Raw genomic sequence first — 26,163 nt, 5'->3', positions numbered from 1 at the left:
CAACCCAAGGAGTTTTCCCATGTCCGATGCTTCCCGTGCTGATTCCCCTGTTGTTGTCTCCGATGCCACTGGTGTGGCTCGCCGCTCGCTGCTCAAGGGCACGGCGGGCATCCTGGCCGCTGGCATGTTCCCGGCCGTGCATTCGCAGGAAAAGATCGTGCTGCGCTACCTGGGCACGGCGGTGAACCAGGACAAAGCGATTGCCGAGAAGTTCAAGGCCGACACCGGCATCGAGATCCAGTACGTGGCCGTGACCACCGACGACGTGACCAAGCGCGCCGTCACCGCGCCCAACAGCTTTGACCTGATCGACACCGAGTACTTCTCGCTGAAAAAGATCGTCCCCACCGGCAACCTCAAGGGCATCGACACCAAGCGCATCAAGAACGCCGACAAGATCACCACGCTGTTCACCACCGGCATGGTGGCCGGCAAGGCCGTGGGCGACCAGGGCACGGCGCCCAAGAAGGTGATCTACCTGGAAGGTGAAAAGTCCAAGAAGTTCGCGACCGCGCCCACGCAGTTCATGAGCCTGATCCCCACCGTGTACAACGCCGACACGCTGGGCATCCGCCCCGACCTGATCAAGCGCCCGATCAACTCGTGGGCCGAGCTGCTCAACCCCGAGTTCAAGGGCAAGACCGCGATTTTGAACATCCCCTCCATCGGCATCATGGACGCCGCCATGGTGGTCGAGGCCATGGGCCTCTACAAGTACCCCGACAAGGGCAACATGACCAAGAAGGAGATTGATCTCACGATCAAGACCCTGATCGAGGCCAAGAAGCAGGGCCAGTTCCGCGCGCTGTGGAAGGACTTCAACGAGTCGGTCAATCTCATGGCATCGGGCGAGGTGGTGATCCAGTCGATGTGGAGCCCGGCTGTCACGGCCGTGCGCACCAAGGGCATCGCCTGCAACTTCCAGCCCCTGAAGGAAGGCTATCGCGCCTGGGCCGCCGGCTTTGGCCTGCCCGCCACGCTGAGCGGCCGCAAGCTCGATGGTGCGTACGAGTTCATCAACTGGTTCCTCGACGGCTGGGCCGGTGCCTACCTGAACCGCCAGGGCTACTACAGCGCCGTGCTGGAGACCGCCAAGTCCAAGATGGAAGCCTACGAGTGGGCCTACTGGATGGAAGGCAAGCCCGCCACGCAGGACATCAAGAGCCCCAATGGCGACGTGCTGGCCAAGGCCGGTGCAGTGCGCGACGGCGGCAGCTACGAGTCGCGCATGGGCGGCATCGCTTGCTGGAACGCGCTGATGGACGAGAACAACTACATGGTGCAGAAGTGGAATGAGTTCGTCGCGGCGTAGAGAGTTCACCCCCTGAGTCGCTTCGCGCCTTCCCCCTCTCTCATATTGCTTCGCAATCTGGGAGGGGGACGCTCCCGGCGCGGCGGGGCGGCCCTTGCGCGGGAGCACTGGCCTTCGGCAGCGCCAGTTTCGACGGCCGTTGCCCGATGCGATGGATATCTGATTTGAAAACACCATGAGCACCACCCACACTCCGACCTTGCCTGCAGCTGCCATTCCCGGGCGCGGCATTGCCGCCTGGTGGCAGGCCGCGCCGTTCACGCTGGTGTTCGCGCTGTTTTTTCTGATTCCGCTGGCGCTGATCGTGATGGTCAGCTTCTGGGACTTCAACGAGTACGAGCTGTTGCCCGGCTTCACGTTCAAGAACTACGTGTCGATCTTCGCGGGCTGTGGCGATGCGTCGGAGGGCCTGTGTGTCACGCTCAAGACGTATTACTCCACTCTCAAGTTCAGCTTTCTGGTGTGGCTGATCACGCTGGTGATCGGCTTCACCGTGGCCTATTTTTTGGCCTTCCATGTGCGCTCTTCGGGCATGCAGACGCTGCTGTTCGTGCTGTGCACCATTCCGTTCTGGACATCCAACGTGATCCGCATGATCTCGTGGGTGCCGCTGCTGGGGCGCAATGGGTTAGTGAACCAGACCTTGATGGGCATGAACCTCATCGAGACGCCCGTGGAGTGGCTGCTGTTCTCGGATTTCTCCGTGGTGCTGGCCTTTGTGCACCTGTACACCATGTTCATGATCGTGCCCATCTTCAACAGCATGATGCGCATCGACCGCAGCCTCATCGAGGCCGCCAGCGACAGCGGCGCGAGTGGCTGGCAGACGCTGTGGAACGTGATCGTTCCGCTCTCGCGCACCGGCATCATCATCGGCTCGATCTTTGTGATCACCATCGTCATGGGCGACTTCGTGACCATCGGCGTAATGGGCGGGCAGCAGATTGCATCGATTGGCAAGATCATCCAGGTGCAGACGTCCTACCTGCAGTTCCCGCTGGCGGCGGCCAATGCCGTGATCCTGCTGGCCGTGGTGCTGATGATCATCTGGGGCCTCACACGCCTCGTCGACATTCGCAAGGAGCTGTGAGATGAAAGTCCGAGAATCTCGTCCCGCCAGCTTCTGGCCCCTGGCCATCTTCTTTGCGCTGTTCGTGCTGTTCATGTACGGGCCCATGTTCGTCATCTTCATCCTGAGCTTCCAGGGCCCCGAGGGTGGGCTCACTTTCCCCATGCGCGGTGTGTCGCTGCACTGGTTCTCCAAGCTGGCCGAAGGGCTGGGAGTGGTGGACATCGGCGCGGCGCTGTGGCGCTCGCTAGGCCTGGGCGTGGCGGTGATGCTGTGCACGGTGGTGCTGTCGGTGCTGGCGGGCCTGGCGTTTCGGAAGCGTCTGGCGGGCGGCAACACGCTTTTCTTCATCGTGGTGGCCAGCCTCATCATGCCGTCCATCATCGTCTCGCTGGGCATCGGGCTGGAGTTCCGGCTCATCGACAACGGCATCAAGGCGGCGCTGGAATGGCTGGGCATGGAGAGTGCGCTGGAGGGCTATGGCACGTCGCTGGGCCTTTTCACCTCGGCCCTGGGCGCGCACCTGACCTGGACGCTGCCGTTTGGCCTGCTGATCATGTTCGCGGTGTTCAACCGCTTCAACCCTGCGTACGAAGAGGCCGCACGCGACCTGGGCGCCACGCCCTGGCAGGGCTTTGCGCATGTGGTGCTGCCGCTGATTGCACCGTCGGTGGTGGGCATCGGCATGTTCGGTTTCACGCTCAGTTGGGACGAGATCGCCCGCACCTCGCAGGCCATTGGCGACGTGAACACGCTGCCGCTGGAGCTGCAGGGCCTGACGAGTACGGTGACCACGCCGTCGATCTACGCGCTGGGCACGCTGACCACGGTGGTGTCGTTCATCGTGATGGGCATCACGCTGGCGCTGGTGTGGGCATTGGGCCGCAGGCGCAAGGGCCGTTCGGGGTAAAAACGGCACCCTTATGACGACCACCCTCCCCAAGCCCCGGCGCGAGCGCGCTGCGGTCACCGAACCGCCCGTGCAGCCCGACACGACCGGCCAGCTCACCGACAACGACATGTACGACCGCATGGTGTCGGCCATCCTCGACCACCGTCTGCCGCCCGGCACCAAGCTGGTGGAAGACAAGCTGGCGGCGGCCTTCGGGGTCTCCCGCACGCGGGTGCGGCCTGTGCTGGTGCGGCTGGCCAACGAGCAGGTGGTCACGCTCACGCCCAACCGGGGCGCATCCATTGCCCAGCCCACGCCGCCGGAGGCGCTGGAAGTGTTCGAGGCCCGCCGCCTGCTGGAGCCGCGCCTGGTGGAGCTGTTCATCGCCAACGCCACCGACGCCGACATTGCCGCGCTGCGCACCTGCATCGATGACGAAGAGGCCGCCCGCGCCAGCGGCGACATGCGCCGCGCCATCCGCCTGTCGGGCGACTTTCACCTGCACATTGCACAGGCAGCAGGGCACCAGACGCTGGGGCGCATCCTGCGCGAGCTGGTCTCGCGCACCTCGCTCATCCTGATGACCTACAGCCCCAGCCACGCCCAAACCCGCGAAGAGGCCACGGCCTGCGGCTGCCGCGAGCACCGTGCGCTGATCGACGCCATCCGCCTGCGCGACGCGCGCGAGGCGCCCCGGCTGATGCTGGCCCATCTGGCGCGGATCGAGTCGCAGCTGGAGTTCACGCCGCCTGCGGCAGAGGCGCCTGATCTGGCGCGGTTGCTGGGCGGGGTCTGACGGTTTTTTCACACGCTTGCCCATGCGTCAACTGCTCGTCATCAACCCCAACATGTCGGCCCATGTCAGTGCCTTGCTGCAGCGGCATGTGCAGGGGGCTGCGGGCTCGCATGTGGCGGTGCGCACGGCCACGGCCCGCTTTGGCGCACCGTACATCGCGTGCGAGGCGAGCTACGCCGTGGCGGCCCACGCCGCGCTCGATGTGTGGGCGCATGAGATCGCACAGCCGCAGACCGCGCCCGACGCGGTGCTGATCGGCTGCTTTGGCGACCCTGGCCTGATGGCGCTGCGCGAGAGCAGTCCGGTGCCTGTCACCGGCCTGGCCGAAGCGTCATTCATCGAGGCTGCGCGCCACGGCCGCTTTGCCATCGTCACCGGCGGCGAGCGCTGGGGCCCCATGCTGCAGCGCCTGGCCCAGGCGCTGGGCCACGCCCACGCACTGGCAGGCATTCACACCGTGGCGCCCACCGGTGCCCAACTGGCCGCAGACCCCGAAGCGGCGCGCGCATTGCTGGCCCAGGCCTGCAGGGACGTGGTGCGGCAGATGGGGGTGCAGGCCGTCATTTTGGGCGGTGCGGGGCTGGCCGGCATGGCTGCTGCCGTGCAGCCGCAGGTGACTGTGCCTGTGATCGACAGCGTGGTCGCCGGTGCCACCTGGGCGCTGCGCGCGCACCCCGTGCCACCGGAGCGCAAGGTGGCTGGGTTTGATGTGGCCTGGGTGGGGGTGTCGCAGGAAATGGCGGCGCTGGGCACCCGCTGCGTTGTCTGACCCGGCCTTGCAGGCTGGCGGTTGCGCAAGGGCTCGAAATCTCTGCCAGAGCGCAGGTTTTGAGTGTTTTTGGCTGGATGCGCTAGAAGAATATGTGCTAGTTGCTATGAAATTTGAAGCGCTGTGCGTTCTGCGCGCTAGGGCGCCAGCGTCTTCGGCCGGTAGTCGCAATACTCGCTCACCACACATTCCCAGCAGCGCGGCTTGCGCGCCTGGCACACATAGCGGCCCAGCAGGATGAGCCAGTGGTGCGAGTCCACCGCATAGGCCGCAGGCACGCGCTTCATCAGCTGCAGCTCCACCGCCAGCGGGTTCTTGCCCGGTGCCAGGCCGGTGCGGTTGCTCACGCGAAAGATGTGCGTGTCCACCGCCATCGTGGGCTGGCCAAAGGCCACGTTCAGCACCACGTTGGCCGTCTTGCGGCCCACGCCGGGCAGGGCCTCCAGCGCCTCGCGCGTGCGGGGCACCACGCTGCCGTGCTGCTCCACCAGGATGCGGCAGGTCTCCATCAGGTTCTTGGCCTTGGTGCGGTACAGGCCGATGGTCTTGATGTAACCCTCCAGCCCCTCCAGACCCAGGTCCAGGATGGCCTGGGGCGTGCCAGCAACTGGGAACAGCTTGCGCGTGGCCTTGTTCACCCCCACGTCGGTGGCCTGGGCCGACAGCAGCACGGCGGCCAGCAGCTCGAACGGGGTGGTGTATTCCAGCTCCGTGTTGGGCATCGGGTTGGCTGCCTTCAGGGTGGCGAAGAAGGGCTCGATCTGGGCGGTTTTCATCATCATCGTTGGCGGGGTGGGGCAGGGGGCTGGCTTCTTTTGGCGGGCGTGGCCGGTGGCGCATTGTCTCGCAGCTGCGCCTGCAGGAACTCCAGGAACATGCGCACGGCAGCGGGCAGGGTGCGGCCGCTCAGGGTCTGCAGCTCGGCGGCGCGGGCGCTCATGCCGGGCTCGCGGATCTGGGCGGCATGCATTTCGCCGCGCTGCACCCGATCGCGCACCGTCACCTCGCCCGAGATGGACAGGCCGCCGCCATGCAGCACAAAGTGCATCAGCGTCTCGAAGTGGTTGCACACCAGCGCGGGCTCAAAGACCAGGCCCCGCTGGCTGCAGCCAATGTCGAACAGCTGGCGCACGGTGTTGTCGCGCTCGGGCAGGGCGATGGGGTAGGCGTGCATCTGCGCCAGCGTGACGGAGTGGGCGCGTGCGAGCGCGTGGTCAGGCCGCATGATGGCGATGACGGGTGCGGCCTGGCGGTGCTGCACGGTGATGTCCCGCTCGGCCGAGCGGCTGTAGGTCAGCCCAATGTCCGCATCGCCGTTGAGCACCGCCACGGTCACAGCTGCGGGGCTGGCCACGCGCAGGTGGAACTGGATGCCGGGGTACTGCAGGCGGAACTGCGCCATCACGCGGGGCAGGAACTCGATGGCAAAACCCGCAGAGCTGCAGATGCGCACCAGCCCCGTGCGCAGGCCCTGCAGTGCCTGGATGTCGGAGACCACGCGGTCGGCCTCCAGCGCGCCGCGCCGGGCATGGGCGGCCAGCAGCTCGCCCGCCGCGCTGGGCGCCATGCCGCGTGGGCGCCGGTCAAACAGCGGCACGCCCAGCAGGTCTTCGAGGGCAGCCACCTGGCGGCTCACGGCCGAGGGCGACACATTGAGGCGCGCGGCGGCCTCGCTGACCGAGCCGCTGCGCACCACCTCCAGAAAGTAGCGCAGCGCCGTGTCCTGCAAGCGGCTGGAAAGCATCGGGGGCCTTTCGGGGTGTGGATTGCGTAAAACGCAAAGATAACCCCAGAAATCGTTGATTGTCGAAACGCAGCAGGCTGCTTATGCTGACTCACCAATGACACATTCACCGGCCCCAGCCCCCATGCCTTCTGCAAACAGCGTCACCCCGGGTGGCACCCCCAGCCACATCGTGGACTACACGGCCACCGAACTGTCGCGCGCCATCCATGCACGGGAGGTCTCCTGCACCGAGGTGCTGGACGCCTACCTGGCCCAGGTAGACCGGCTGAACCCTGTGGTGAATGCATTGGTGGCGATGGTGGACCGCAACGCCCTGCGCACGAAGGCGTCAGAGCGCGATGCGCAACTGGCGCGCGGCGAGAGCCTGGGCCCGCTGCATGGGTTTCCGCAGGCGCCCAAGGACATCATGCCCGCTGCGGGCATGGTCACCACGCGGGGCTCGCCCATCTTTGCCGGGCAGGTGTCTGCCACCGACGCCGTGGTGTTCGAGCGCATGCGCGCAGGCGGCGCACTGTTCATCGGCCGCAGCAACTCGCCCGAGTTTGGCCTGGGCGGGCACACCTACAACCCGGTGTATGGCACCACGCGCAACGCCCACAACCCAGCTGTGTCGGCGGGGGGCAGCAGTGGCGGCGCAGCCGTGGCAGTGGCCCTGCACATGCTGCCTGTGGCCGATGGCTCGGACATGATGGGATCGCTGCGCACGCCAGCGGCGTTCAACAACGTATACGGCCTGCGCACCTCGTTCGGCCTGGTGCCGCACGGGCCGACGGAGGAAGTGTTCTTCCAGCAGTTCAGCGTGGCCGGGCCCATGGCGCGCAACATCCCGGACCTGGCGCTGCTGCTGTCGGTGCAGGCGGGTTTTGATGCGCGCCTGCCGCTCACGCGCCGGCACGAGGATGTGGCCCTGCTGGGCCAGCCGCTGGAGCGCGATTGGCGCGGTGCCCGCATCGGCTGGCTGGGTGACCTGGGTGGCCACTTGCCCACCGAGCCCGGCGTGCTGGCCACCTGCGAGCAGGCGCTGGAGCACTTTCGCACCGTGGGCTGCACAGTGGAGTCGGTGGTGCCCGCGTTCGACCTGAAGCAGCTGTGGAACGCCTGGATCGACCTGCGCAGCTTCAGCGTGGCAGGGGCCAATGCGGCCTTGTATCGCAACCCGGCCACGCATGCGCTGCTGAAGTCCGAGGCGGTGTGGGAGATCGAGCGTGGCATGCGCCTGACGGCCCTGCAGGTATACGACGCGGCCCGCGTGCGCAGCGCGTGGTACCAGGTGCTGCGCGGCCTGTTCGAGCAATTCGATTTTCTGGTGTTGCCCGCTGCGCAGGTCTTCCCCTTCGATGCCGGGCTGGACTGGCCCCACGAGGTCGGTGGCCGCACCATGGACACCTATCACCGCTGGATGGAGACCGTGGTGCCCGCCACCATGGCCGGCCTGCCCGCGCTGGCAGCCCCCGCAGGCTTTGGCCCCGGCGGCCTGCCTGCGGGGCTGCAGATCATCGGCCCGGCACAGTCTGACGCCGCCGTGCTGCAGATCGGCCATGCCTACGACCAGGCCAGTGGGTACGCGCGCCAGCGCAGCCCCTTGCTGGGGTGACCTGGGCCTCGCTGCTCGCCATTCCGTCTCCCACCGTGAACCCCCGCTACCCCCCGCTTTTGTCAACGTGCTTTCTGGAGAGCTTCACCATGCTGCGTTCCCGCTTCGTATCGAGTCTTCTGCTCAGCGCCCTGGTGCTGGGCGCGCCCGGCCTGGCGCAGGCACAGACTTACCCCGACCGGCCCATCAAGCTGGTCGTGCCTTTTGCCCCTGGCGGCGCGACCGACATCCTGGGACGGCTGCTGGCCACAGCCCTGGGGGAGCGTCTGGGGCAGCCCATGGTGGTCGAGAACCGGCCCGGCGCGGGCACCGTGGTGGCGGCGTCCATGGTGGCCAAGGCGCCCGCTGACGGGTACACGCTGCTGCTCGGGTCCAACACCACGCTCACCATGAACCCGGCCATCCGCACCAACCTGCCGTACGACCCCATCAAAAGCTTCACGCCCCTGGCCCTGGTGGCCGACATGGGGCTGCTGCTGGTGGCCCACAACGACACCCCGGGGCAGTCGCTCAAGGACATAGTGGCCCAGGCCAAGGCCGCGCCGGACAAGTTCTCGTACGGCTCCTATGGCACGGGCTCGTCGGTGCACTTTGGCGCCGAGATGCTCAAGACCACTGCAGGGTTTCCGATGATGCATGTGCCTTTCAACGGCAGCTCGCCCAGCCTGACGGCGCTGATGGGCGGGCAGGTGCAACTGGCGGTGGACACGGTGGTGGCGTCCACGCCGCTCATCAAGTCCGGCAAGATCAAGGCGATTGCGGCGCTCAGCCCGCAGCGCCTGGCCCTGCTGCCCAATGTGCCCACGGTGGCCGAAAGCGGCTACCCCGGCTTTGACATGGGATCGTGGTTTGCCTTCGTAGGCCCGGCGGGCCTGCCCGCACCCGTGCAGAAGAAACTGGAAAAGGCCCTGGCCGAGACCATGGCCTCGGCGGAGTTCAAGAAGAAGATGGTGGACATCGGCCTGACGCCGCTGGGTGGCAATGGCGACGCGCTGCGCGCGCGCATTGAGCGCGAGCTGCCGCTGATGCGTGCCGTGGCGGCACGGGCGGATATCCGGGTGGATTGACGGTCCGCGCTGAAAAGGGCTACCCGGCCCGTCAGCGCAACCCTATGGGATTCAGCGCGTCCGCTTGACCGGAATACACAGCCAGCACGGAAAGCGCCCCGTGGCCGGGTCCACCGCAAAGTCCTCGTCGTAGATCTCCAGCGCAGCGCGGGGCTCCCATTCCCAGCCGTCGGGGATCTGGCCCGGCGTGCCCATCTGCGCCCAGGCGGCGGCAATCTCGGGCCCCGTGCCCACAAAGTGCATGCAGGCGTAGTCGCCGCCTTCGTAGTCCATCACCTGTACATCGGGCCCGGTGCGCAGGCCCACGCCAATCTGCACCGCTGCGTCATAGCGGCACTGCTCGGGCGGCGTGCAGCCCGGGTCGTCGTGGCTGAAGCCATAGAACTTGGGGCGCGGATCATCCAGCCGATGGGCGGCACACCAGCTGCCAAAACGCTCCCACAACTCGGTCAGGCCCGGGTGGCCGTAGGCGCCGGTGTGGCGCATGGTGGCAAGGCGCATGCGGGGCAGGGTGCGGAGGGTCAGGGTCATGGCGGGCAGGGCAGTGGCGGTGGACGGAAAACCCAGTTTAGAGCCTCTTGGAAAGACACCGCATGAATCCTGCGTCGCAATTGGCGACAATGCAGAGTTTGTTGCCAACCACTTCTGTCCACGCCATGCAATTTGCCGACCGCCTGAACAACGTAGAAACCTCCGCCATCCGCGAGCTTTTCAAGCTGCTGGGCAAGCCCGGCATCATCAGCTTTGCGGGTGGCTTTCCGGACAGCGCGATGTTTGACGTGGAAGGCATCCGCGCAGCCAGCAACGCCGCCCTGGCCGAAGAGCCCGGCGCCGCATTGCAATATGGCGCCACCGAGGGCTACAACCCGCTGCGCGAGCAACTGGCCGCCTTCATGACCAGCAAGGGCGCCAAGGATGTCGCGGCCGACAACCTCATCGTCACCACCGGCAGCCAGCAGGCGCTGGATCTGCTGGGCAAAACCCTCATCAGCCCCGGCGACAAGGTGATTGTGGAAGGCCCGACCTTCCTCGCCACCATCCAGTGCTTTCGCCTGTACGGCGCCGAACTCATCAGCGCGCCCATCGATGGCAACGGCGTGAAGACCGACGAGCTGGAAAAGCTGATCGCCGAGCACAAGCCGAAATTCGTCTACCTGATCCCCACCTTCGGCAACCCCAGCGGCGCCATGCTGAGCCTGGAGCGCCGCAAGGCCGTGCTGGAGATGGCGGTGAAGCACAACACCCTGATCGTCGAGGACGACCCCTACGGCGACCTGTACTTTGGTGACGCGCCACCCCCCAGCCTGCTGAACCTGTCGGCCACTGTGCCCGGCAGCCGAGAGCTGCTGGTGCACTGCGGGTCTTTGAGCAAGGTGCTGTCGCCCGGCCTGCGCGTGGGCTGGATGATTGCCCCGGCCGAGTTGCTGGGCAAGGCCACCATGTGCAAGCAGTTCAGCGATGCACACACCAGCACCTTTGCGCAGGCCACGGCCGCGCAGTACCTCAAGGCCGGCCGCATGCCCGGCACGCTGGCCCATGTGCGCAAGGTGTACGCCGAGCGCGCCCAGGCCATGGGCGACGCGCTGCGCAAGGAACTGGGCGATGCCATCGAATTTGTGCAGCCCCAGGGCGGCCTGTTCGTGTGGGCGCGCCTCACGGGTGCAGGCGGCAAGGTGGCCGATGGCAACGTGCTGGCCAAGCGCGCGATTGAAAAGGGTGTGGCCTTTGTGCCTGGCACGCCGTTCTTCTGCGCCAACCCCGACCACGCCACCTTCCGCCTGTCGTTTGCGACGGCCGATGTGGACAAGATCCGCGAAGGCGTCGCGCGCCTGGGCCAGGCGATCTGACGCCTCCATGTCCGACACCAACGATCTCGCCAACGTTCTCCAGCGCCTCGAAAGCCTGGAGATCAAGGCCAGCTTTACCGAAGACCTGCTGGACCAGCTGAACATGACCATCTACCAGCAGCAGCAACTGATCGATCGGTTGACGCACGAGGTCATCCAGCTGCGCCAGCAGGCGCCCGAAGGCGGCTCGAACGGCCCGCGCAACCTGCGCGACGAGCTGCCGCCGCATTACTGATCGGAGCTGATCCGATCGCTCGGTCTACGCCCTGACGGACCGCCAGGCGGCCTCGGCCAGCTCGGTGCGGTAGGTAGTCGGCGAGGGCAAACCGCCCTGGGCCACATTGCCTGATAGCCAGGCCCTGCAATAGCTCTGCACCGGCCCCATCACCAGCGATGGCATCAGCTCGCACGGCAGGTCGCGCAGCGCGCCGGACCGGCGGTGCGGCTCGAACCAGGCCACCAGCGCCTGGTTGCGGCGCCGTGCGGCCTCGGCCAGGTCGGGCGTGCGCGGGCCCGCTGCCACTGCGCCGCGCGCCTGGAACAGGAACCGCGCCCGTTCGGGCTGCGCCACCACCCAATCCAGGTAGCCCGTGACCAGGGCCAACACGCCCGCCTCCACGCCCTGGGCGGCATCGAGGTGCGCCTGCACGCTGCGCGACTGGTCGTGAAAGATCTCGAAGAACAGCGCTGCCACGATGCCGTCGCGGTTGCCAAAGTGGTGATAGATGCTGCCCACGCTGGCCCCGCAGCGCGCCCGCACGCCGTCGATGGTGACTGCATCCACGCCGCCTTCGGCCGCGCAGGCCAGGGCGGCGGCGAGGATGTCCTGGCGGCGGTCGGTGGTTGCGTCGGCAGGGGATGAGGTGGGGGACGGGGAATTGCGGCTTGCCATGGAACGGGATTCTAGAATAAAGTTCTAGAAAATACTTCTAGTCCACGATCCTTCCATGCATTCCTCTCCTCCCATGGCCGCTCCAGCCGCCGCTGCCTCCATGCCTGGTGCCGCGTTGTACCCGCACCTGCTTGCCCCGCTCGATCTGGGCTTCACCACCCTCAAGAACCGTGTGCTCATGGGCTCCATGCACACCGGGCTGGAGGACGGGCGCGACCTGTCTCGCATGGCGGCGTACTTCCGCGAGCGGGCCGAGGGAGATGTGGGCCTGATCGTGACGGGCGGGTTCGCACCCAACATCGCGGGCTGGGCCAAACCGTTTGCGGGCACGCTGGCGACCTCTGGCGCGGCCAAGCGCCACCGCGTGGTGACCGAGGCCGTGCACGAGGCGGGCGGCAAGATCGCCCTGCAGATCCTGCACACGGGCCGCTATGCCTACCACCCGCTGGCGGTGGCGCCGTCGCGGCTGCAGTCGCCGATTTCGCCGTTCACGCCGTTCGCGCTGTCGGCGAGCGGGGTGGAGCGACAGATCCGCGCCTTCGTGCGCTGTGCAGTGAAGGCGCGCGAGGCGGGCTACGACGGCGTGGAGGTGATGGGCTCGGAGGGCTATTTCATCAACCAGTTTCTGTCGCAAGCCACCAACCTGCGGCGCGATGCCTGGGGCGGCGACTACAGCCACCGCATGCGGCTGCCGGTGGAGATTCTGGCCCGCATGCGCGAGGCCGTGGGGCCGGACTTCATCATCATCTACCGCCTGTCGATGATCGACCTGGTGCCTGGCGGCAGTGCGTGGGACGAGATCGTCACCCTGGGCAAGGCCGTGGCCACGGGCGGGGCGAACATCGTCAACACCGGCATTGGCTGGCACGAGGCGCGGGTGCCCACCATTGCCACCAGCGTGCCGCGCGCAGCGTTTGCCTGGGTCACGCAAAAGATGAAGGCCGAGTTTGCGGCGGCAGGCATCACCACGCCGCTGGTCACGTCCAACCGCATCAACACGCCCGAGGTGGCCGAGCAGGTGCTGGCCGATGGCTGCGCCGACATGGTGTCCATGGCGCGGCCCCTGCTGGCCGATGCGGCGTTTGTGAAGAAGGCTGCGCAAGGACGGGCCGACCGCATCAACACCTGCATCGCCTGCAACCAGGCCTGCCTGGACCATGTGTTCCAGAACAAGACCAGCAGCTGCCTCGTCAACCCGCGTGCTTGCCATGAAACGGAGCTGGTCTATCGCCCGATTGCCACGCCCGCATCGCGCAAGCGCATCGCCGTGGTGGGCGCGGGGCCTGCAGGCCTCACCGCCGCCACGGTGGCTGCTGAGCGTGGGCACGAGGTCCACCTGTTCGACGCAGCGCCCGCCATCGGCGGCCAGCTCAACATGGCCAAGGTGATTCCGGGCAAGGAAGAGTTCCACGAAATGCTGCGCTACCTGGCCACACGCGTGGAGGACACAGGCGTGCAACTGCACCTGAACGAGCGCGTGTTGGCCGCCGACCTGGCGGGCTTTGACGAGGTCATCGTCGCTACCGGTGTGGAGCCGCGCGACCCGAAGATCCCCGGCCAGGACCACCCCAAGGTGCTGAGCTATATCGACGTGCTGCGCCACGGCAAGCCGGTGGGCGAGCGCGTGGCCATCATCGGCGCGGGCGGCATCGGCTTTGATGTGGCCGAGTTCCTCACGCATGGTGAGCACCCCTCCACCACGCTCGATTTGCCCGCCTGGAAGGCCGAATGGGGTATCACCGACCCGGCCGAGGCGCGCGGTGGCCTGGCCGCCAGCGGCCCGCGTGTGACGCCCCCTGCACGGCAGGTGACGCTGCTGCAGCGCAAGAAGGGCAAGCTGGGCGGCGGCCTGGGCAAGACCACGGGCTGGATCCACCGCACCGTGCTCAAGATGAAAGCGGTGGAGATGGTGGGTGGCGTGAACTACGAGCGCGTTGCCGACGAAGGGCTGCTGGTCTCGTACGGCGAGAAGCGCGAAGACCCGACCTGGATCCCTTGCGACACCGTGGTCCTGTGCGCGGGCCAGGTGCCGTTGCGCAGCCTGGCGCAGGACCTGGAGGCCCAGGGCCGCAAGCCCCACCTCATCGGTGGTGCGCTGGAGGCCGGCGAGCTGGACGCCAAGCGCGCCATCGACCAGGCGGCGCGGCTGGCAGCCCGGCTGTAGGTCGGTGCGTACATCGCCTGCAGGGGCTCACAGGGTTTCACAGGGCCTGTCAGGCGTGTTGTTGAGGTCTTTTTGGCTGGTAGCGCTAGTGGAATATGCATGAGCAGCTATATTTTTGATAGTGAATATAGGATGGCGACTGCCGTGATGGGTCACGGAGGCTGTGCCGTCCTTGTCCCTCAGGCGGACAGATTCAGGGCGTTGAACACCCGCAGCGCTGCCCACGCGTCGTTGGCCGCGTAGACCAGCTGGGCCTCGCTCAGCCGGGCGTTGGCCCAGTTGGAGGTGGCGGCTTTTTTGGACTTGATAAAGCGCCGGTTGAACAGCACCGCCACGGCCCCTTTCACGCCCATGTCCTTGCGGTAGCCGCGTTGGCGGAACACGGTGTTCAGCTCCAGCACATCGGCCGGTTGCACGCCCAGCTTGTGCTGGATGCGCTTGGTGTCGTCACCCAGCCCAAAGCCCGCCTTGGTCACACCCTGCAGGGCCAGCAGCTCGGCCACGCGCGCTCGGCAGCCGGGGTCGTGCAGCTGGAACACCCAGGCCCGCTCCAGCGTAGCCAGTTGCACGATGTGCGGCCCGTCCGACGGCTCATCGCGCACAAAGGTGGGTTTGGATTCGGTGTCAAAACCCCAGGCACTGGCGCTGGCCAGCGCCTGGCAAGCCTGGTCGGCCTGTGCAGGCGTGGCGACCAGCGCAATGCGGTCCATGCCCAGGCGTTCAAAGGGTTCCAGCAGCGCGATCTGGTCTTTGTCTGGCGTGGGGCGCTGGGTAGTGTGCGCAGAGGGGTGGCGGGACGCGGAGGGCGGCTGGCGCCGCGAAGGAGGAGAGGCCGTCATGCGGGCCATTGTGCCGTGTGGGTGTCCCTTCAGCGTTTGCCGGTTTTGCGCAATCGGGGGGCTTCCTCCATCTGACCCAGGGCTTGCTCACAAGCCGCCACCGACTGGGCCTGCCGCCCCGCCAGCCAGCCTGCGCCAAACCAGGCCTTCAGGTCGCCGGACTCTGCAAGCTCGCGGTACAGCGCTGCCGCCACACGCTCGTCATTGAGGTGGCCCAATGCCGACAGCGCTGGCTGCAGGCTGTCCAGAAACCGGGCGCTGTGTGCATCCAGCGCGGGCGCCACGAACTCTGTGAGATAGCGCAGGCGTTTGAGGCGTTTGCGCAGCCGGTGCTGTGCTTGCGGCGTGCGCGTGGCAAAACCCCGTGCACCTTTTTGCACCTGGGCTTGCAGTGCGCGCAGGCGCTGCTGCAGCAGGCGGCGCGTGGCACGTGCGTCAAGGGCCGCGGGGGCGCTGCCCGTGGCATCCAGCCCTGGGGTGGTAAAGGCCATCAGATACACCAGCGCTTCCTGAAAGGCCGCATCGCGCACGGTCTGTTGTGCGGCCTGGGCCACCAGCGCGGTGTTGTCGCCCTGGTGGGTGGACAGGGGCGGCGCTCCGGCGGCCTGCAGTTCGGCACCGATGCGTTGCATCACCTGGCTGCGGTCCCGCAGGTGGCCGAGCTGCTGGAACACATGGACCAGGGGCGGCTCCCAGGCGGGGTCAAAGTTGCCTGGGGCCAGCGGCGCCAGCTCGCGCAAGGCGGTGCGCAGGCGGCGGATGCCGATGCGCAGCTGGTGCAGCTGCTCCTCGTCGCTGGACCCTTCAGCCAGGTCGCTGGCAGGGCCCAGGAGCTGCTGCAGGCACTGCGCCACCACGGCGCGCTGCAGGGCCTTCCCGGCGGGCAGTTGCTGGTACAGGGGGGACCGGGGTCGGGCCTTGCGGGGCGAACCGCTGCGGGAAGGGCTGTCAGATGGGATGGAAATGCCAGACGGACTGCCAGCTGCTGCCAGCAGGCGCTCGCCCCGTTCGGCCTTGGACACGGTGCTCAGATATAGCCCGTGCCGCGTGGCCCACTGCGCGGCGAGCGCTGCAAGACCCGCCACCGGCCCGGCCTTGAGTTCCAGCTCCAGCTCGCAAATGGGGGCCTCTGCCTGCTGGGGCGTGCCCCGGTGGGCCACCACCCGGCCGGTGTCCAGCGCCAGCTCGACCACGGTTCCCTGGCGGGTGATGTCGCGCGTCAGCCGGTCCATCTCGGTGCCATAGGTCTCGACGAGGGAGTCGCCTGCGGCTTGCAGCGCCTGCTGCAGCCGCGCGCCCGCCACGGTGCCGCTGTGCAACTGGGGTTGGGGCTCGGGCGCGGTGCCTTCGGTGGCGGGGCCGCGTGCGACGTTGTGCTCCTGCCGGTCCAGCGGGCCATCGCCCAGCGCCTTGACGGTTTGCACCCACTGGTCGCCCTCGCGCCGTAGGCGAAACGCTATGCCGCGTGACGCCAGTGCGCCGTCGGGCGTGTCGAAGTAGCGGGCCTCCATGCGGATGGCGGTACACCGGCCCCGGCGCACCGCCGCTTGCACGGCAGCCAGACGGTCGGGCGGGATGCAGAACTTGAATTCGATTTCCATGGTGGCGGCATTATCCCGTGGTATCCCCATCGCAGGGCTGCGCCGGATGAGGGGCGCGCGGCGGTTATCCGTCAATAATAGAAAATCAATGATTCAAGAGAGGGTGGATTGATTATGAGGGGCGATTGAAGGAGGATATCAAGCTCATGCCCAGCGGTTTTCCTTGATTATCCCGGATGGAGGTGATGATTTTGAATGCCGACGCCTGAACCCGGTCTGGCAGGCGGACAAAATTATTTTCTTGCACCAAGGTGTCGCCATTGAGAAACGACCAGAGGATGAACCGGAGCGCCTGGGCTGTCAGGTCGGGGTTCTGCGTGACCTTGGGGAACACCACAAACGTGCCCATGGTGATGGGCCAGGCCGATTTACCGGGCCGCTGCGTCAAGGTGCTGTGGAAAACTCCGGTGGCCGACCAATCGCTGTTGGCCAGTGCCGCCTTGAAGGCATCGATGGAGGGTTTGACATAACTGCCGTCGGCATTTTTCATCTGCACGGTGGTCAGGCCGTACTCGGCCACATAGCCGTGGTCCACATACCCGATGGCGCCCACCGTGTCGCGCACGCCCTTGGCTACGCCGTCGCTGCCCTTGAAGGCCAGCACACCCACAGGCCAGGCGATGCTGGTTTTGGCGCCGTACGATGATTTCCATTGTGGGCTCACCTTGCCCAGGTAGTCTGCAAAGTTGTAGGTGGTGCCCGAGCCATCGGCGCGCACCACCACCTTGATCGGCAGGTCGGGCAGGGAGACATCGGGGTTCAGTGCGGCGATCTCTGCCGCGTTCCAGCGGGTAATCTCGCCCATGAAGATGCGGCTGAGAGCCTCACCCGTCAGGCGCAGCTGGGTGTTTTGTACCTTGGGCAGGTTGACGATGGGGCTGATGCCGGTGATGGCCACGGGCAGCGCCAGCAGGCCGTGCTCCAGCAAGTCCTTCTCTGCGGGGTACACGTCCGTCGCGCCAAAACCGACGGCCTGCTGCTGGATTTTTTTCATGCCCGCGCTGGAACCCACCGGGTCGTAGTCCACCGCGCTGCCAGTGGCCTTGGCATAGGCCTTGGCCCAGCTGCGGTAGATGGGCGCTGCCGCCGACGATCCAGCGCCCGTCACGGTCTGTGCGCTGGCCAGGCCCGCCTGCACAAGGGCCACGGTCGCCAGCAAAAGAAGGTAAATATATTTCATGTGTTTTATGTAATGGTTTTTATGAATAACGATATGCATGCACGATTTCAGGTGCTGTGAAATCCACGCGTGTTCATTGAGTAGACGGACAGATTTCGGTGCCGATCCTAGCAAAATGACAGCGATTTGAAGCATTGGCCTGAACGGCGAAGGTTTCTCGCTGAGTCACTAATCTGTCATTTGAAACAATTAGTATCTTTCGCATCCCATCGGGGGCTTGGTGCACGGCGGGTGGTTGGCTTACCCCCTACAGCAACACGCGTTCGCTCCCACAAGGCGGCGGCGCCCTGGTGGACCTTCACGAAAGATTCAGATGCTTCAAAAAATGAAAATTGGTACCCGCCTGGCCCTGGCCTTTGCCGTGCTGCTGTTGCTGATATCGGCCCTGGCGGCCGGTGGCATCAGCGGGGCCAAGCGGTTGACCGAGCGCAGCGCTGCCTTGTATGGCGACCGCACCGTGCCCATGGGCGTGCTGGCCGAGATCAGCCACCTGACGCAGCGCAACCGCGTGCTGGTGATGGACATGCTGATGGACCCCGGCACCAGCAACCTGGAGGCCAGCCACGCGGCCCTGACCGCCAATGTCGAGCGCATCCAGGCCCTGTGGAAGGAGTACGCCGCCAAGCCCCTGGGGGCCGAGGAGCAGGCCCTGGCGCAGGCCTTTGCCGATGCCAACGCCACCTATCTGGACAAGGGCCTGATCCCGGCGTCGGCCGCGCTGGTGGCCGGCAAGTACGACGACGGATCGGAGCTGTACATCACCCAGATCCGCCCCAATGCGCTCAAGGTGCAGGACGCCATCGAGCGCCTGGTGGCGCTGCAGATCAACGTGGCTGCGGCAGAGTTTGCCGGGGCGCGCGCCATGAGCGACACCATCCACTGGTGGATGCTGGCCGCCACCGCCCTCGCATTGCTGGCAGGTGCTGCGATGGCCTGGGTCATCACCCGTTCCATCTCGCGGCCGCTGCGTCAGGCCGTGGTGCTGGCACGCACCGTGGCGGGGGGCGACCTGACGGCGCAGATCGATGTGCGTGGCAACGACGAGACCGCCGAGCTGCTGGGGGCCCTGCGTGAGATGAACCACCAGCTGGTGCGCGTGATCACCGAGGTGCGCGCCAGCACCGAGACGGTCGCCCACGAGGCCGTGGTGATGGCGGGCGGCACCGAAGACCTGGCACGCCGCACCGAGGTGCAGGCATCCAATCTGCAGGAGACGGCCGCGTCGATGGAGCAGCTGACCATCACGGTGCAGCACAACACCGACAACGCCCAGCGTGCCACCGCCCTGGCGCAGGAGGCCAGCAGCGTGGCCAACGAAGGCGGCAGCGTGATGCGCGACGTGATCGCCACCATGCAGGAGATCAAGACCCAGTCGCAGAAGATCACGGACATCATCAAGGTGATCGATGACATCGCCTTCCAGACCAATCTGCTGGCGCTGAATGCGGCGGTGGAGGCCGCGCGCGCGGGTGAGCAGGGCCGGGGCTTTGCGGTGGTGGCTGGCGAGGTGCGGGGCCTGTCGCAGCGCAGCAGCATGGCGGCCCGGGAGATTCGCGGCCTGATCTCGGCCAGCGTGCAGGGTGTGGAGCGCGGGTCCACCCTGGTGGGGCAGGCGGGCGAGCGTGTGGCCAACACCGTGCTCCATGTGAACCAGGTGGTTTCGCTCATCACCGCCATCAAGGATGCCGGGCAGGAGCAGGCCCGGGGCATTGCCCAGATCGGAGAGGCCGTGCGCCAGCTGGACGCGGCCACGCAGCAGAACGCTGCGCTGGTGGATAACAGTTCGTCTGCCTCGACCGGCATGAAGAATCAGGTGAGGCGCCTGCTGGAGGTGATTCACCAGTTCCGCCTGTCGCCGGATATGCCCCTGCCTGGTGCAGGCGCACCCTTGCTGGAAACGGCAGGGTTGCCCCCTGCTGTGGCTCTGGAGGGCGGGGCTGGCAGTCGCGCGCAACTGGCCATCTCGGCACGCTAGACCGGCGGCGGCGTGGTCTCTGCATCGCGTGGCCTATGCAGCCAATGACCGAGGCATTGCCACCCACCACGCCAAGACCTGCGCCATGAACCGCACCGACGTATTGATCGCGATTGCCGAGGTGGCGCGCAGTGGTGGCGCTGCCGCACCCGAAGACGCCATCTCCCAGCTGGCGATGCTCATTGATGATCTGGAGCTGTCCTGCAGCGGCTCGGAGCAGGTGATGGAGATGCTGCTGCGCATCGCCGCCTGCCTGTGGAACCTGCAGCAGGAACGCATGCGCCTTTGAACAGGTGCCTTGGCATGCCGCATGGCCCTGATCTCTCACCGATCAGGGCGACTGAAATGATCACTCGTCCAGCGTCTCGAGCGAAGCCACCTGGTTGCGCCCCCGGTGCTTGGCCAGGTACAGCGCCCGGTCGGCGCGGTCGAGCATGTCGCGCAGGCTGCGATCGCTCTGGCGGAAGGTGCTCACCCCCAGGCTGGTGGTCACGCAGTAGCAGTGGCCTGCTTCGTCCGTCAGTTCCAGCGCGCTAACACTACGCAGCATGCGCGTGGCCACCTCCAGGCCCTCGGCCAGTGTGGTCAGCGGCAGCAGCACGCCAAACTCTTCGCCGCCCAGCCGGCCTACGGCATCGCTGGCGCGCAACTGGCCCTTGATGGCCTGTGCAAACGCCAGCAGCGCCCGGTCGCCCTCCAGGTGGCCAAAACGGTCGTTGATGGCCTTGAAGTGGTCCAGGTCCAACATCAGCAAGGTCAGCGGCTCGCCGTTGCTGCGTGAATGGGCATAGGCCGACTCGGCGCATTCGAGAAACGCGCGGCGGTTGGCAATGCCCGTCAGCATGTCGGTGGTGGCCAGACGCTGCAGCTCGCGCTCCAGGTTCTTGCGCTGCGTGACGTCGCGGTAGATGCCTTCGACCCCCGCAAAATTGCCTGCATGGTCGTACAGCGCATGGCTGCTGATGGAGATGTCGATCACCGTGCCATCGCGCCGCACCATCTGGCCCGGAAAGTCCGACACCTCGCCGTGTTCCATGATCGCGGCCTTGAACGCGTCGCGGTCTTTGCTTTGGGGGTAGTACGACTCGGCCGTGCGGCCTTCGATTTCGTGGGGCTCGTAGCCCAGCACCCGGCGCACGCCCGGGCCCACATGCTGCACGATGCCCTGCGCGTCGGTGCGGTAGTACACGTCCTGCATGTTCTCGAACAGGCGCCGGAAGTTCTGCTCGCTCTCGCGCAGTTGGGCCTCGATCTCGCTCTGGTGTGTCATGTCCATGCCGCACATGAGTACCGCGGGGGCACCGTCCCATTCAATCGCCACACTGCTGATCAGCACCATGCGCAAGTTGCCGCGCTCGGTGCGGATACGGAACTCGGAGGATTTGTTGGGCCGTCCGGCCTGCTCGGGCACGGCCACCTGCTGGATGCGGTTGGTGGAGCGCACCTGGTCCAGGGGGTGCACAAAGTCGCCAGACAGCCGCCCGATCAGGCTGTCGATACTGGGCGCCTCCAGCAACTCCATGCTGGCAGCGTTGGCAAAGCGGATGGCGCCCTTTTGTGTGACAAGCACAGCCGCTGGCAACAGGTGCAGCAGGCGCAGGTCGTGGTTCATGGGCTGGTGGTAACCAAAAGTAATGCACCATTGTGGCACCTGGATGCGCAGGTGTGAAACGGCACCTGTCGCAGGCGGTACTATCGCCCATGAGAAAAACTTTCCAACTCCACGTTGAAGGCAAGAACCGCGATCGCGTTCTGGATGCCGTCAAGCACGAAATTCGCAAGTACATCAAGCGCGAACGGCGCCGCGACCTGCCCGAAGGCGCCGATTTCTGGGACTTTGTCTGCCAGTTTGGCCGCACCAAGGAAGACGCCGCCGTGGCGCACCTGGCCGCCTTGACCGGGCTGATCAACGGCGTGGCCGCCGAGGGCGGCGCCCAGTTCTATGTGGAAATTCTGGCCAAGCCCGGCAAGCGCACACCCCGTCCGGCTGGTGAGGCTTCACACAGCGGGCCAGATGGCTTGGACATGGACGACGAAGAAGGCGCGTAAGCCCTGGCGCTGGGTGGATGCCACCCCGCTCACCCTCAGTCAAGCACTGCAGGCCCCTTTCAGGGGCCTTTTTTGTGCGCAGCGGGGGCATCGGCTGCCTGCGCCGCTGCTGCGCGCAGCTTGTCCTTTTTGCTGGGGCGTTTGCCCTTGATGCCGCCGGTGCCCCCGGGGTCGGTGGATGGTGCGGGCGCGGGAGCCTCGGTGGGTTCAAAGCCCGCAATCTGCTCGCGTGGGATGGTGAGGTGCTGGCGTTTTTCGATCAGCCGGAAATGCGCCTCGGCATCGGCGGTCACAAAGCTCACGGCCATGCCGCTCTCGCCCGCCCGGCCGGTGCGGCCGATGCGGTGCACATAGTCCACAGCCGATCGGGGCAGGTCGTAGTTCACCACGGCAGGCAACTGCGCAATGTCGATGCCGCGTGCTGCGAGGTCGGTGGTCACGACCACCTGCCAGCGCTCGTCCTTGAACTCCTGCAGCACCTGGTTGCGCGCGCCCTGGCTCAGGCCGCCGTGGAAGGGCGATGCAAAGATGCCCGCCTTGTACAGCTTCTCGGCCACATGCTCGGCCGCGTATTGCGTGGCCACAAACACCAGCACGCGCGACCAGTTGTGCTCCTTGACCAGGTGGCGCAGCAACTGGGTGCGGCGGCTGGCGTCCACCGCAATGGCGCGTTGTTCGATGGCAGGCTCGTTACCCGGTGTGTGGGGCACCTCCACGCGCACCGGCTGCTTCAGCAGGCCATCGGCCAGCGCCTGCACTGCGGCTGGGAATGTGGCCGAGAAAAACAGGTTCTGCCGCCGGGCTGGCAACAGCGCCAGCACGCGCTGCAGTTCCTCGGCAAAGCCCAGGTCCAGCAGCCGGTCTGCTTCGTCCAGCACGAGGTGTGCCACGGCCGACAGGCGCAGCGCGTTGTGGTCCACCAGGTCCAGCAGGCGGCCCGGCGTGGCCACCACAATGTCGGCGCCGCCGCGCAGGCCCAGCATCTGCGGATTGATCGACACGCCGCCGAACACGATGGCGATCTTGAGCGGTTGCTGCAGGTGCTGCGCCAAGCTGCGCAGCACTTCTCCCACCTGCGCTGCCAGTTCACGGGTGGGCACCAGCACCAGGGCGCGCACCCGGCGCGGGCCGCCAGTGGCGCTGAGCTGCAGCTGCTGCAGCAAGGGCAGGGCAAATGCCGCCGTCTTGCCCGAGCCCGTCTGTGCGGCACCCAGCAGATCTACCCCCTGCAGGATGGCCGGAATGGCGCCCACCTGAATGGGCGTGGGCGCCACAAAGCCCGCCTGGGCGGCGGCATGGACAAGGGCGGGGGACAGACCGAGGGAGGCAAAAGGCATGGAAAGGCGCTGGGAATGCGTTGAGGAGGGCACGCAAGGCAGCGCGGACAAAGCAGTAATGGCCCGCATTGTCGCCGCGTTTGCCCGATGCCCTCTTGCCCGGTGCGTTCTCACAGGCCAGCAATGCGCGCCTTGCACCTGCAAGATTGCAGGGAATGCGAGTGCTCGGCCCCTGCGTTGGGCAACCGATAATCGGGCCGCCCCGTTTTTCGTTGACAGTTTTCCCGGACCCGAACCCCATGGCTTTGCCCCTAGATACCTCCGCCATTACCCACGGCATCCAGCTGGCGGTGGCGCCCGTGTTTTTGCTCACTGCGGTGTCCGGCATGATCGGCGCGGTGGCCGGCCGCCTGGCCCGGATCATCGACCGGGCGCGTGTGGTGGAAGACCGCGCGCGCGTCAATGCCGAACCCGAATTTCTGGCCCGTGCCTACAAGGAGCTGGCGGACTTGCGTTTGCGTGGACGGCTGGCCAACGGTTGTATTGCGCTGCTGACGTTTTGTGCCTTCCTCATTGGCACGACCATCATCCTGCTGTTTCTGGGCGAAACCACCGACTTTCAGTCCAGCCGCCTTGCGGTGGGCGGGTTTCTGGCGGGCGTTGCGTGCTTTTTGCTGGCGCTGGTGTGTTTTCTGACCGAGACGCTGCTGGCCACACGCCTGCTCGACTTTCACATGCTGCAGCAAGAGGTGGAAGGGAAGAAACCATGAAGTCTCTGGCAGACCTGGGCGGCCTGGTGTATTCCACCGAGTCGGGCCGCATGTGCCCCACCTGCCGCCAGCCGGTGGCGCAGTGCACCTGCAAGCAGAACAAGCCCCTGCCCACGGGTGATGGCATCGTGCGCGTATCGCGCGAGACCAAAGGGCGCGGCGGCAAGGCGGTCACCCTGGTCAAAGGCGTGCTGGTGGACGAGACTGCGCTGGAGCAGCTGGGCAAGCAGCTCAAGGCCGCCTGTGGCAGCGGCGGCACGGTGAAGGACGGCGTGATCGAGGTGCAGGGCGACCACGTGGAACGCGTGATGACCGCGCTGCAGAAGCTGGGCCACAAGGTCAAGCGCGCAGGCGGTTGAGGAGCCCAGGGCAATGGACGCAGACAAACTGCAACGCCTGGTCACCACCGAGATGCCGTACGGCAAGCACAAAGGCACGCTGCTGGCGGACCTGCCGGGCAACTACCTCAACTGGTTTGCGCGCGAGGGGTTTCCCAAGGGCGAGTTGGGCCAGTTGCTGGCGCTGATGCACGAGATTGATCACAACGGGCTATCGGACCTACTGCGGCCCTTGCGGGGGCGGTGATTCTTCCCCAGTGCCTGCGCTGCGTCGGGCGCTGGCCACAGGCCGCTGGAGCGCCACAACATGGTGACGATCATGGCCAAGGCAATCAGCAGCGGGCGCATCACGCCCGCATCCAGTAGCCCGTGCGTTGCTGCCTGCAGGGGGCCGACTACATAGCGCAGTACCTCTGGCAGCGCTGCGAGCAGCACGGCTCCCAGGACCACCCCGGGGATATGCCCCATGCCGCCAAACACCACCATGGCAACGATGAGCACAGACTCCTGCAGGCTGAAGGCCTCGGGGGAAACGAAGCCCTGAAAAGCCGCAAACATGGCGCCAGTCACTCCGCCAAAGCTGGCGCCCACGCCGAAGGCCAGCAGCTTGAGGTTGCGGGTGTTGATGCCCATGGACCGGGCTGCGGTTTCGTCGTCGCGGATAGCCATCCATGCGCGGCCGATGCGGGAGTGTTGCAGGCGCAGACAGACAACGATGGTGAGCGTCACCAGCGCCAGAAACAGGTAGTAGTACAGCGTGACCGACGCCACCTCATGGCCCGCCACCACCAGGGGGCGGCCCAGGTCCACCCCCAGGATGTGCACCGGGTCGATCAAGCCCAGACCCTGGGCGCCCTGCGTGATGTTGACGGGGTGGCTCATGTTGATGACCAGCAGGCGCACGATTTCGCCAAAGCCCAGGGTGACCACCGCCAGGTAGTCCCCCCGCAGCTTGAGGGTGGGGGCTCCCAGCAGCATGCCGAGCAGGGCCGCGCATGCTGCGCCCAGCGGGATGGTCACCCACCAGGGGGCGTGCAACCCCTGCGGGAACAGCGCAGCGATCCACGCAAAGTGGTCGGTCAGGTGGGGTGAGGTCAGCAGGGCAAACAGGTAGGCACCCAGTGCGTAGAAGGCTACATACCCCAGGTCCAGCAGGCCTGCATAACCCACCACCACGTTCAGGCCCAGTGCCAGCATGACGTACAGCAGGCTGACGTCAGCAACGCGCACCCAGTGGTGGCCGAAGGGTTGCAGTACCAGGGGCAGCAGGAGCACTGCGAGGACCAGGCCTGCTTGCGTGCTACGCCGTTCGAAGATCGTGCTCATGGGTGATGCCGTGGCTGAGGCGGTGGATGGGCCGCTGCATGAAGCGCCAGTGGCTGTGCAGTGCCAGCGGCACCTCGGTGCCTTCGTAGGCCGCGCAGTCGGCGTAGCCGTGGGCTTCGTACAGGCGGTGTGCTGCCTGCATGAAAAGGGCGGTGTCCAGGCAAATGCGGGTGTAGCCCGCCTGACAGGCATCTGCGTACAGCTTGCGCAGTGCAGACGAACCGAGATGCAGGCCCCGGTAGGCGGGGCGGACGTACAGGCGCTTGACTTCGACGGTGCCTGCGCCCAAGGGCCGCAGGCCACACATGCCTGCGGCTTCGCCATTCACGGCGATCAGGTAGTACTCGCTGTTTGGCCGGTTTCCGGTCTGTGAGACCTTCAATCTGGGCAGGTCCTCCGGTGGCAGCGGCAAGCCGGCACGCGGGGAGAGGGCCGGAAAGCACCGGGCTATTTCGCCATGCACCCAGCGCAGATATTCAGCCTGCAAACCCATCAGCGACGTTCGGGTTTCGCAGGTGCTGGCAGAGTCGGCGCGAAGGAATGACGGGTTCGGCATGGCGTGGATGTGTGGAAGTGCAAGAAGGTTAGACTGGATCGAATCAGCCAAAAAGTGGCTTTCATTCCTTTTATTGCGGAATAAAAAGATTGAATTGGCTGTG

The 26,163-nt window shown here is 66.2% G+C and carries 27 protein-coding genes; 16 read left to right on the top strand and 11 right to left on the bottom strand.

Features of this window, described 5'->3' with window-relative positions:
* The first annotated feature begins 19 nt into the window (after positions 1-19).
* The 5 genes from CLU87_RS12445 (at position 20) to CLU87_RS12425 (ending at position 4,838) form a co-directional block, all read left to right on the top strand.
* Positions 20-1,312 (top strand): PotD/PotF family extracellular solute-binding protein, encoded by a 1,293-nt coding sequence (locus CLU87_RS12445; protein ID WP_099730638.1) that lies wholly within the window; start codon positions 20-22, stop codon positions 1,310-1,312.
* 175 nt (positions 1,313-1,487) lie between these two features.
* Complete coding sequence (locus CLU87_RS12440; RefSeq protein ID WP_099730637.1) at positions 1,488-2,402, top strand: ABC transporter permease; 915 nt, start codon at positions 1,488-1,490, stop codon at positions 2,400-2,402.
* A gap of 1 nt (position 2,403) precedes the next feature.
* A complete protein-coding gene (locus CLU87_RS12435; protein ID WP_099730636.1) occupies positions 2,404-3,291 on the top strand; it encodes an ABC transporter permease in 888 nt (295 codons plus the stop codon).
* A 13-nt stretch (positions 3,292-3,304) separates the two neighbouring features.
* Positions 3,305-4,069 carry a GntR family transcriptional regulator gene (locus CLU87_RS12430; RefSeq protein ID WP_099730635.1) on the top strand — a complete coding sequence of 255 codons (765 nt, stop codon included), beginning with the start codon at positions 3,305-3,307 and terminating at the stop codon, positions 4,067-4,069.
* 22 nt (positions 4,070-4,091) lie between these two features.
* Positions 4,092-4,838 carry an aspartate/glutamate racemase family protein gene (locus CLU87_RS12425; RefSeq protein WP_099730634.1) on the top strand — a complete coding sequence of 249 codons (747 nt, stop codon included), beginning with the start codon at positions 4,092-4,094 and terminating at the stop codon, positions 4,836-4,838.
* 137 nt (positions 4,839-4,975) lie between these two features.
* Here CLU87_RS12425 and nth read toward each other — a convergent pair whose 3' ends face one another.
* Both nth and CLU87_RS12415 read right to left on the bottom strand, forming a co-directional pair.
* Entirely contained in the window at positions 4,976-5,614 is a 639-nt protein-coding gene (gene nth, locus CLU87_RS12420) for an endonuclease III (RefSeq protein ID WP_056065129.1), read from the bottom strand.
* A 2-nt stretch (positions 5,615-5,616) separates the two neighbouring features.
* Positions 5,617-6,582, bottom strand: coding sequence for a LysR family transcriptional regulator (locus CLU87_RS12415; RefSeq protein WP_056747174.1), 966 nt, complete (start codon positions 6,580-6,582; stop codon positions 5,617-5,619).
* Positions 6,583-6,706: 124 nt separating this feature from the next.
* Between CLU87_RS12415 and CLU87_RS12410 the strand changes: the two genes are divergently transcribed.
* The gene (locus tag CLU87_RS12410; RefSeq protein ID WP_099730633.1) at positions 6,707-8,179 is read left to right on the top strand and encodes an amidase; all 1,473 of its coding nucleotides are present in this window, start codon (positions 6,707-6,709) and stop codon (positions 8,177-8,179) included.
* Positions 8,180-8,268: 89 nt separating this feature from the next.
* Entirely contained in the window at positions 8,269-9,246 is a 978-nt protein-coding gene (locus tag CLU87_RS12405; RefSeq protein ID WP_056747176.1) for a tripartite tricarboxylate transporter substrate binding protein, read from the top strand.
* Positions 9,247-9,297: 51 nt separating this feature from the next.
* On the opposite strand, the gene CLU87_RS12400 is transcribed toward CLU87_RS12405, so the two are convergent.
* On the bottom strand, positions 9,298-9,777 hold the full coding sequence (locus CLU87_RS12400; RefSeq protein WP_099730632.1) for a GyrI-like domain-containing protein: 480 nt from the start codon (positions 9,775-9,777) through the stop codon (positions 9,298-9,300).
* A gap of 125 nt (positions 9,778-9,902) precedes the next feature.
* Between CLU87_RS12400 and CLU87_RS12395 the strand changes: the two genes are divergently transcribed.
* Both CLU87_RS12395 and CLU87_RS12390 read left to right on the top strand, forming a co-directional pair.
* Complete coding sequence (locus CLU87_RS12395; protein ID WP_056747178.1) at positions 9,903-11,093, top strand: PLP-dependent aminotransferase family protein; 1,191 nt, start codon at positions 9,903-9,905, stop codon at positions 11,091-11,093.
* A 7-nt stretch (positions 11,094-11,100) separates the two neighbouring features.
* Positions 11,101-11,328 (top strand): SlyX family protein, encoded by a 228-nt coding sequence (locus CLU87_RS12390; RefSeq protein WP_008906148.1) that lies wholly within the window; start codon positions 11,101-11,103, stop codon positions 11,326-11,328.
* 24 nt (positions 11,329-11,352) lie between these two features.
* Here the strand turns inward: CLU87_RS12390 and CLU87_RS12385 are convergent, their stop codons facing one another.
* Positions 11,353-11,985, bottom strand: coding sequence for a TetR/AcrR family transcriptional regulator (locus CLU87_RS12385; protein ID WP_099730631.1), 633 nt, complete (start codon positions 11,983-11,985; stop codon positions 11,353-11,355).
* Between the two features lie 100 nt (positions 11,986-12,085).
* Here CLU87_RS12385 and CLU87_RS12380 point away from each other — a divergent pair, with 100 nt between their 5' ends.
* Positions 12,086-14,149, top strand: a complete 2,064-nt coding sequence (locus CLU87_RS12380) for an NADPH-dependent 2,4-dienoyl-CoA reductase (protein ID WP_099732158.1) — start codon at positions 12,086-12,088, stop codon at positions 14,147-14,149.
* 179 nt (positions 14,150-14,328) lie between these two features.
* Here the strand turns inward: CLU87_RS12380 and CLU87_RS12375 are convergent, their stop codons facing one another.
* From CLU87_RS12375 to pstS, 3 genes are all read right to left on the bottom strand, one after another.
* Positions 14,329-14,997, bottom strand: coding sequence for a 3'-5' exonuclease (locus CLU87_RS12375; protein WP_056747181.1), 669 nt, complete (start codon positions 14,995-14,997; stop codon positions 14,329-14,331).
* 20 nt (positions 14,998-15,017) lie between these two features.
* The gene (locus tag CLU87_RS12370; protein ID WP_099730630.1) at positions 15,018-16,589 is read right to left on the bottom strand and encodes a CYTH and CHAD domain-containing protein; all 1,572 of its coding nucleotides are present in this window, start codon (positions 16,587-16,589) and stop codon (positions 15,018-15,020) included.
* Positions 16,590-16,701: 112 nt separating this feature from the next.
* Positions 16,702-17,769, bottom strand: coding sequence for a phosphate ABC transporter substrate-binding protein PstS (gene pstS, locus CLU87_RS12365; RefSeq protein WP_099730629.1), 1,068 nt, complete (start codon positions 17,767-17,769; stop codon positions 16,702-16,704).
* A gap of 325 nt (positions 17,770-18,094) precedes the next feature.
* On the opposite strand from pstS, the gene CLU87_RS12360 reads away from it, so the two are divergent.
* A complete protein-coding gene (locus CLU87_RS12360; protein WP_233193779.1) occupies positions 18,095-19,744 on the top strand; it encodes a methyl-accepting chemotaxis protein in 1,650 nt (549 codons plus the stop codon).
* A gap of 85 nt (positions 19,745-19,829) precedes the next feature.
* Entirely contained in the window at positions 19,830-20,033 is a 204-nt protein-coding gene (locus tag CLU87_RS12355) for a hypothetical protein (protein WP_056747226.1), read from the top strand.
* Between the two features lie 60 nt (positions 20,034-20,093).
* Here CLU87_RS12355 and CLU87_RS12350 read toward each other — a convergent pair whose 3' ends face one another.
* Positions 20,094-21,356 carry a sensor domain-containing diguanylate cyclase gene (locus CLU87_RS12350; protein ID WP_099730627.1) on the bottom strand — a complete coding sequence of 421 codons (1,263 nt, stop codon included), beginning with the start codon at positions 21,354-21,356 and terminating at the stop codon, positions 20,094-20,096.
* Positions 21,357-21,445: 89 nt separating this feature from the next.
* Between CLU87_RS12350 and CLU87_RS12345 the strand changes: the two genes are divergently transcribed.
* Complete coding sequence (locus CLU87_RS12345) at positions 21,446-21,793, top strand: DUF6172 family protein (protein ID WP_099730626.1); 348 nt, start codon at positions 21,446-21,448, stop codon at positions 21,791-21,793.
* A gap of 59 nt (positions 21,794-21,852) precedes the next feature.
* Here the strand turns inward: CLU87_RS12345 and CLU87_RS12340 are convergent, their stop codons facing one another.
* Positions 21,853-23,130 (bottom strand): DEAD/DEAH box helicase, encoded by a 1,278-nt coding sequence (locus CLU87_RS12340; RefSeq protein WP_099730625.1) that lies wholly within the window; start codon positions 23,128-23,130, stop codon positions 21,853-21,855.
* Between the two features lie 239 nt (positions 23,131-23,369).
* On the opposite strand from CLU87_RS12340, the gene CLU87_RS12335 reads away from it, so the two are divergent.
* From CLU87_RS12335 to CLU87_RS12325, 3 genes are read left to right on the top strand one after another with little or no spacing between them, the layout of a single operon-like run.
* Positions 23,370-23,840 (top strand): DUF2721 domain-containing protein, encoded by a 471-nt coding sequence (locus tag CLU87_RS12335; protein ID WP_056064262.1) that lies wholly within the window; start codon positions 23,370-23,372, stop codon positions 23,838-23,840.
* On the top strand, positions 23,837-24,199 hold the full coding sequence (locus tag CLU87_RS12330; protein WP_099730624.1) for a translation initiation factor Sui1: 363 nt from the start codon (positions 23,837-23,839) through the stop codon (positions 24,197-24,199). The genes CLU87_RS12335 and CLU87_RS12330 overlap by 4 nt, the downstream gene beginning before the upstream one ends.
* 13 nt (positions 24,200-24,212) lie before the next feature.
* On the top strand, positions 24,213-24,425 hold the full coding sequence (locus CLU87_RS12325) for a DUF3820 family protein (RefSeq protein WP_056064258.1): 213 nt from the start codon (positions 24,213-24,215) through the stop codon (positions 24,423-24,425).
* Here the strand turns inward: CLU87_RS12325 and CLU87_RS12320 are convergent.
* The gene (locus CLU87_RS12320) at positions 24,380-25,504 is read right to left on the bottom strand and encodes a branched-chain amino acid ABC transporter permease (RefSeq protein WP_099730623.1); all 1,125 of its coding nucleotides are present in this window, start codon (positions 25,502-25,504) and stop codon (positions 24,380-24,382) included. The genes CLU87_RS12325 and CLU87_RS12320 overlap by 46 nt on opposite strands.
* Positions 25,479-26,060, bottom strand: a complete 582-nt coding sequence (locus tag CLU87_RS12315; protein WP_099730622.1) for a GNAT family N-acetyltransferase — start codon at positions 26,058-26,060, stop codon at positions 25,479-25,481. Before CLU87_RS12315 ends, CLU87_RS12320 begins: the two co-directional genes overlap by 26 nt.
* Positions 26,061-26,163 lie beyond the last annotated feature (103 nt).

Source organism: Acidovorax sp. 59, from assembly GCF_002754175.1.
Lineage (GTDB): Bacteria > Pseudomonadota > Gammaproteobacteria > Burkholderiales > Burkholderiaceae_C > Acidovorax > Acidovorax delafieldii.
The sequence above is the reverse complement of the archived record's forward strand: the minus strand, read 5'-3'. Positions and strand labels throughout refer to the sequence as shown.

Excerpts from the sequence above, each read along its gene's own strand:
- CLU87_RS12395 (WP_056747178.1), top strand. The coding sequence starts at position 9,903 with ATGCAATTTGCCGACCGCCTGAACAACGTAGAAACCTCCGCCATCCGC.
- pstS (WP_099730629.1), bottom strand. The coding sequence starts at position 17,769 with ATGAAATATATTTACCTTCTTTTGCTGGCGACCGTGGCCCTTGTGCAG.
- CLU87_RS12415 (WP_056747174.1), bottom strand. The coding sequence starts at position 6,582 with ATGCTTTCCAGCCGCTTGCAGGACACGGCGCTGCGCTACTTTCTGGAG.
- CLU87_RS12320 (WP_099730623.1), bottom strand. The coding sequence starts at position 25,504 with ATGAGCACGATCTTCGAACGGCGTAGCACGCAAGCAGGCCTGGTCCTC.
- CLU87_RS12385 (WP_099730631.1), bottom strand. The coding sequence starts at position 11,985 with ATGGCAAGCCGCAATTCCCCGTCCCCCACCTCATCCCCTGCCGACGCA.
- CLU87_RS12425 (WP_099730634.1), top strand. The coding sequence starts at position 4,092 with ATGCGTCAACTGCTCGTCATCAACCCCAACATGTCGGCCCATGTCAGT.
- CLU87_RS12360 (WP_233193779.1), top strand. The coding sequence starts at position 18,095 with ATGAAAATTGGTACCCGCCTGGCCCTGGCCTTTGCCGTGCTGCTGTTG.
- nth (WP_056065129.1), bottom strand. The coding sequence starts at position 5,614 with ATGAAAACCGCCCAGATCGAGCCCTTCTTCGCCACCCTGAAGGCAGCC.
- CLU87_RS12355 (WP_056747226.1), top strand. The coding sequence starts at position 19,830 with ATGAACCGCACCGACGTATTGATCGCGATTGCCGAGGTGGCGCGCAGT.
- CLU87_RS12390 (WP_008906148.1), top strand. The coding sequence starts at position 11,101 with ATGTCCGACACCAACGATCTCGCCAACGTTCTCCAGCGCCTCGAAAGC.
- CLU87_RS12375 (WP_056747181.1), bottom strand. The coding sequence starts at position 14,997 with ATGGCCCGCATGACGGCCTCTCCTCCTTCGCGGCGCCAGCCGCCCTCC.
- CLU87_RS12435 (WP_099730636.1), top strand. The coding sequence starts at position 2,404 with ATGAAAGTCCGAGAATCTCGTCCCGCCAGCTTCTGGCCCCTGGCCATC.
- CLU87_RS12405 (WP_056747176.1), top strand. The coding sequence starts at position 8,269 with ATGCTGCGTTCCCGCTTCGTATCGAGTCTTCTGCTCAGCGCCCTGGTG.
- CLU87_RS12400 (WP_099730632.1), bottom strand. The coding sequence starts at position 9,777 with ATGACCCTGACCCTCCGCACCCTGCCCCGCATGCGCCTTGCCACCATG.
- CLU87_RS12440 (WP_099730637.1), top strand. The coding sequence starts at position 1,488 with ATGAGCACCACCCACACTCCGACCTTGCCTGCAGCTGCCATTCCCGGG.
- CLU87_RS12345 (WP_099730626.1), top strand. The coding sequence starts at position 21,446 with ATGAGAAAAACTTTCCAACTCCACGTTGAAGGCAAGAACCGCGATCGC.
- CLU87_RS12315 (WP_099730622.1), bottom strand. The coding sequence starts at position 26,060 with ATGCCGAACCCGTCATTCCTTCGCGCCGACTCTGCCAGCACCTGCGAA.
- CLU87_RS12340 (WP_099730625.1), bottom strand. The coding sequence starts at position 23,130 with ATGCCTTTTGCCTCCCTCGGTCTGTCCCCCGCCCTTGTCCATGCCGCC.
- CLU87_RS12350 (WP_099730627.1), bottom strand. The coding sequence starts at position 21,356 with ATGAACCACGACCTGCGCCTGCTGCACCTGTTGCCAGCGGCTGTGCTT.
- CLU87_RS12370 (WP_099730630.1), bottom strand. The coding sequence starts at position 16,589 with ATGGAAATCGAATTCAAGTTCTGCATCCCGCCCGACCGTCTGGCTGCC.
- CLU87_RS12330 (WP_099730624.1), top strand. The coding sequence starts at position 23,837 with ATGAAGTCTCTGGCAGACCTGGGCGGCCTGGTGTATTCCACCGAGTCG.
- CLU87_RS12430 (WP_099730635.1), top strand. The coding sequence starts at position 3,305 with ATGACGACCACCCTCCCCAAGCCCCGGCGCGAGCGCGCTGCGGTCACC.
- CLU87_RS12335 (WP_056064262.1), top strand. The coding sequence starts at position 23,370 with ATGGCTTTGCCCCTAGATACCTCCGCCATTACCCACGGCATCCAGCTG.
- CLU87_RS12380 (WP_099732158.1), top strand. The coding sequence starts at position 12,086 with ATGCCTGGTGCCGCGTTGTACCCGCACCTGCTTGCCCCGCTCGATCTG.
- CLU87_RS12410 (WP_099730633.1), top strand. The coding sequence starts at position 6,707 with ATGCCTTCTGCAAACAGCGTCACCCCGGGTGGCACCCCCAGCCACATC.
- CLU87_RS12445 (WP_099730638.1), top strand. The coding sequence starts at position 20 with ATGTCCGATGCTTCCCGTGCTGATTCCCCTGTTGTTGTCTCCGATGCC.
- CLU87_RS12325 (WP_056064258.1), top strand. The coding sequence starts at position 24,213 with ATGGACGCAGACAAACTGCAACGCCTGGTCACCACCGAGATGCCGTAC.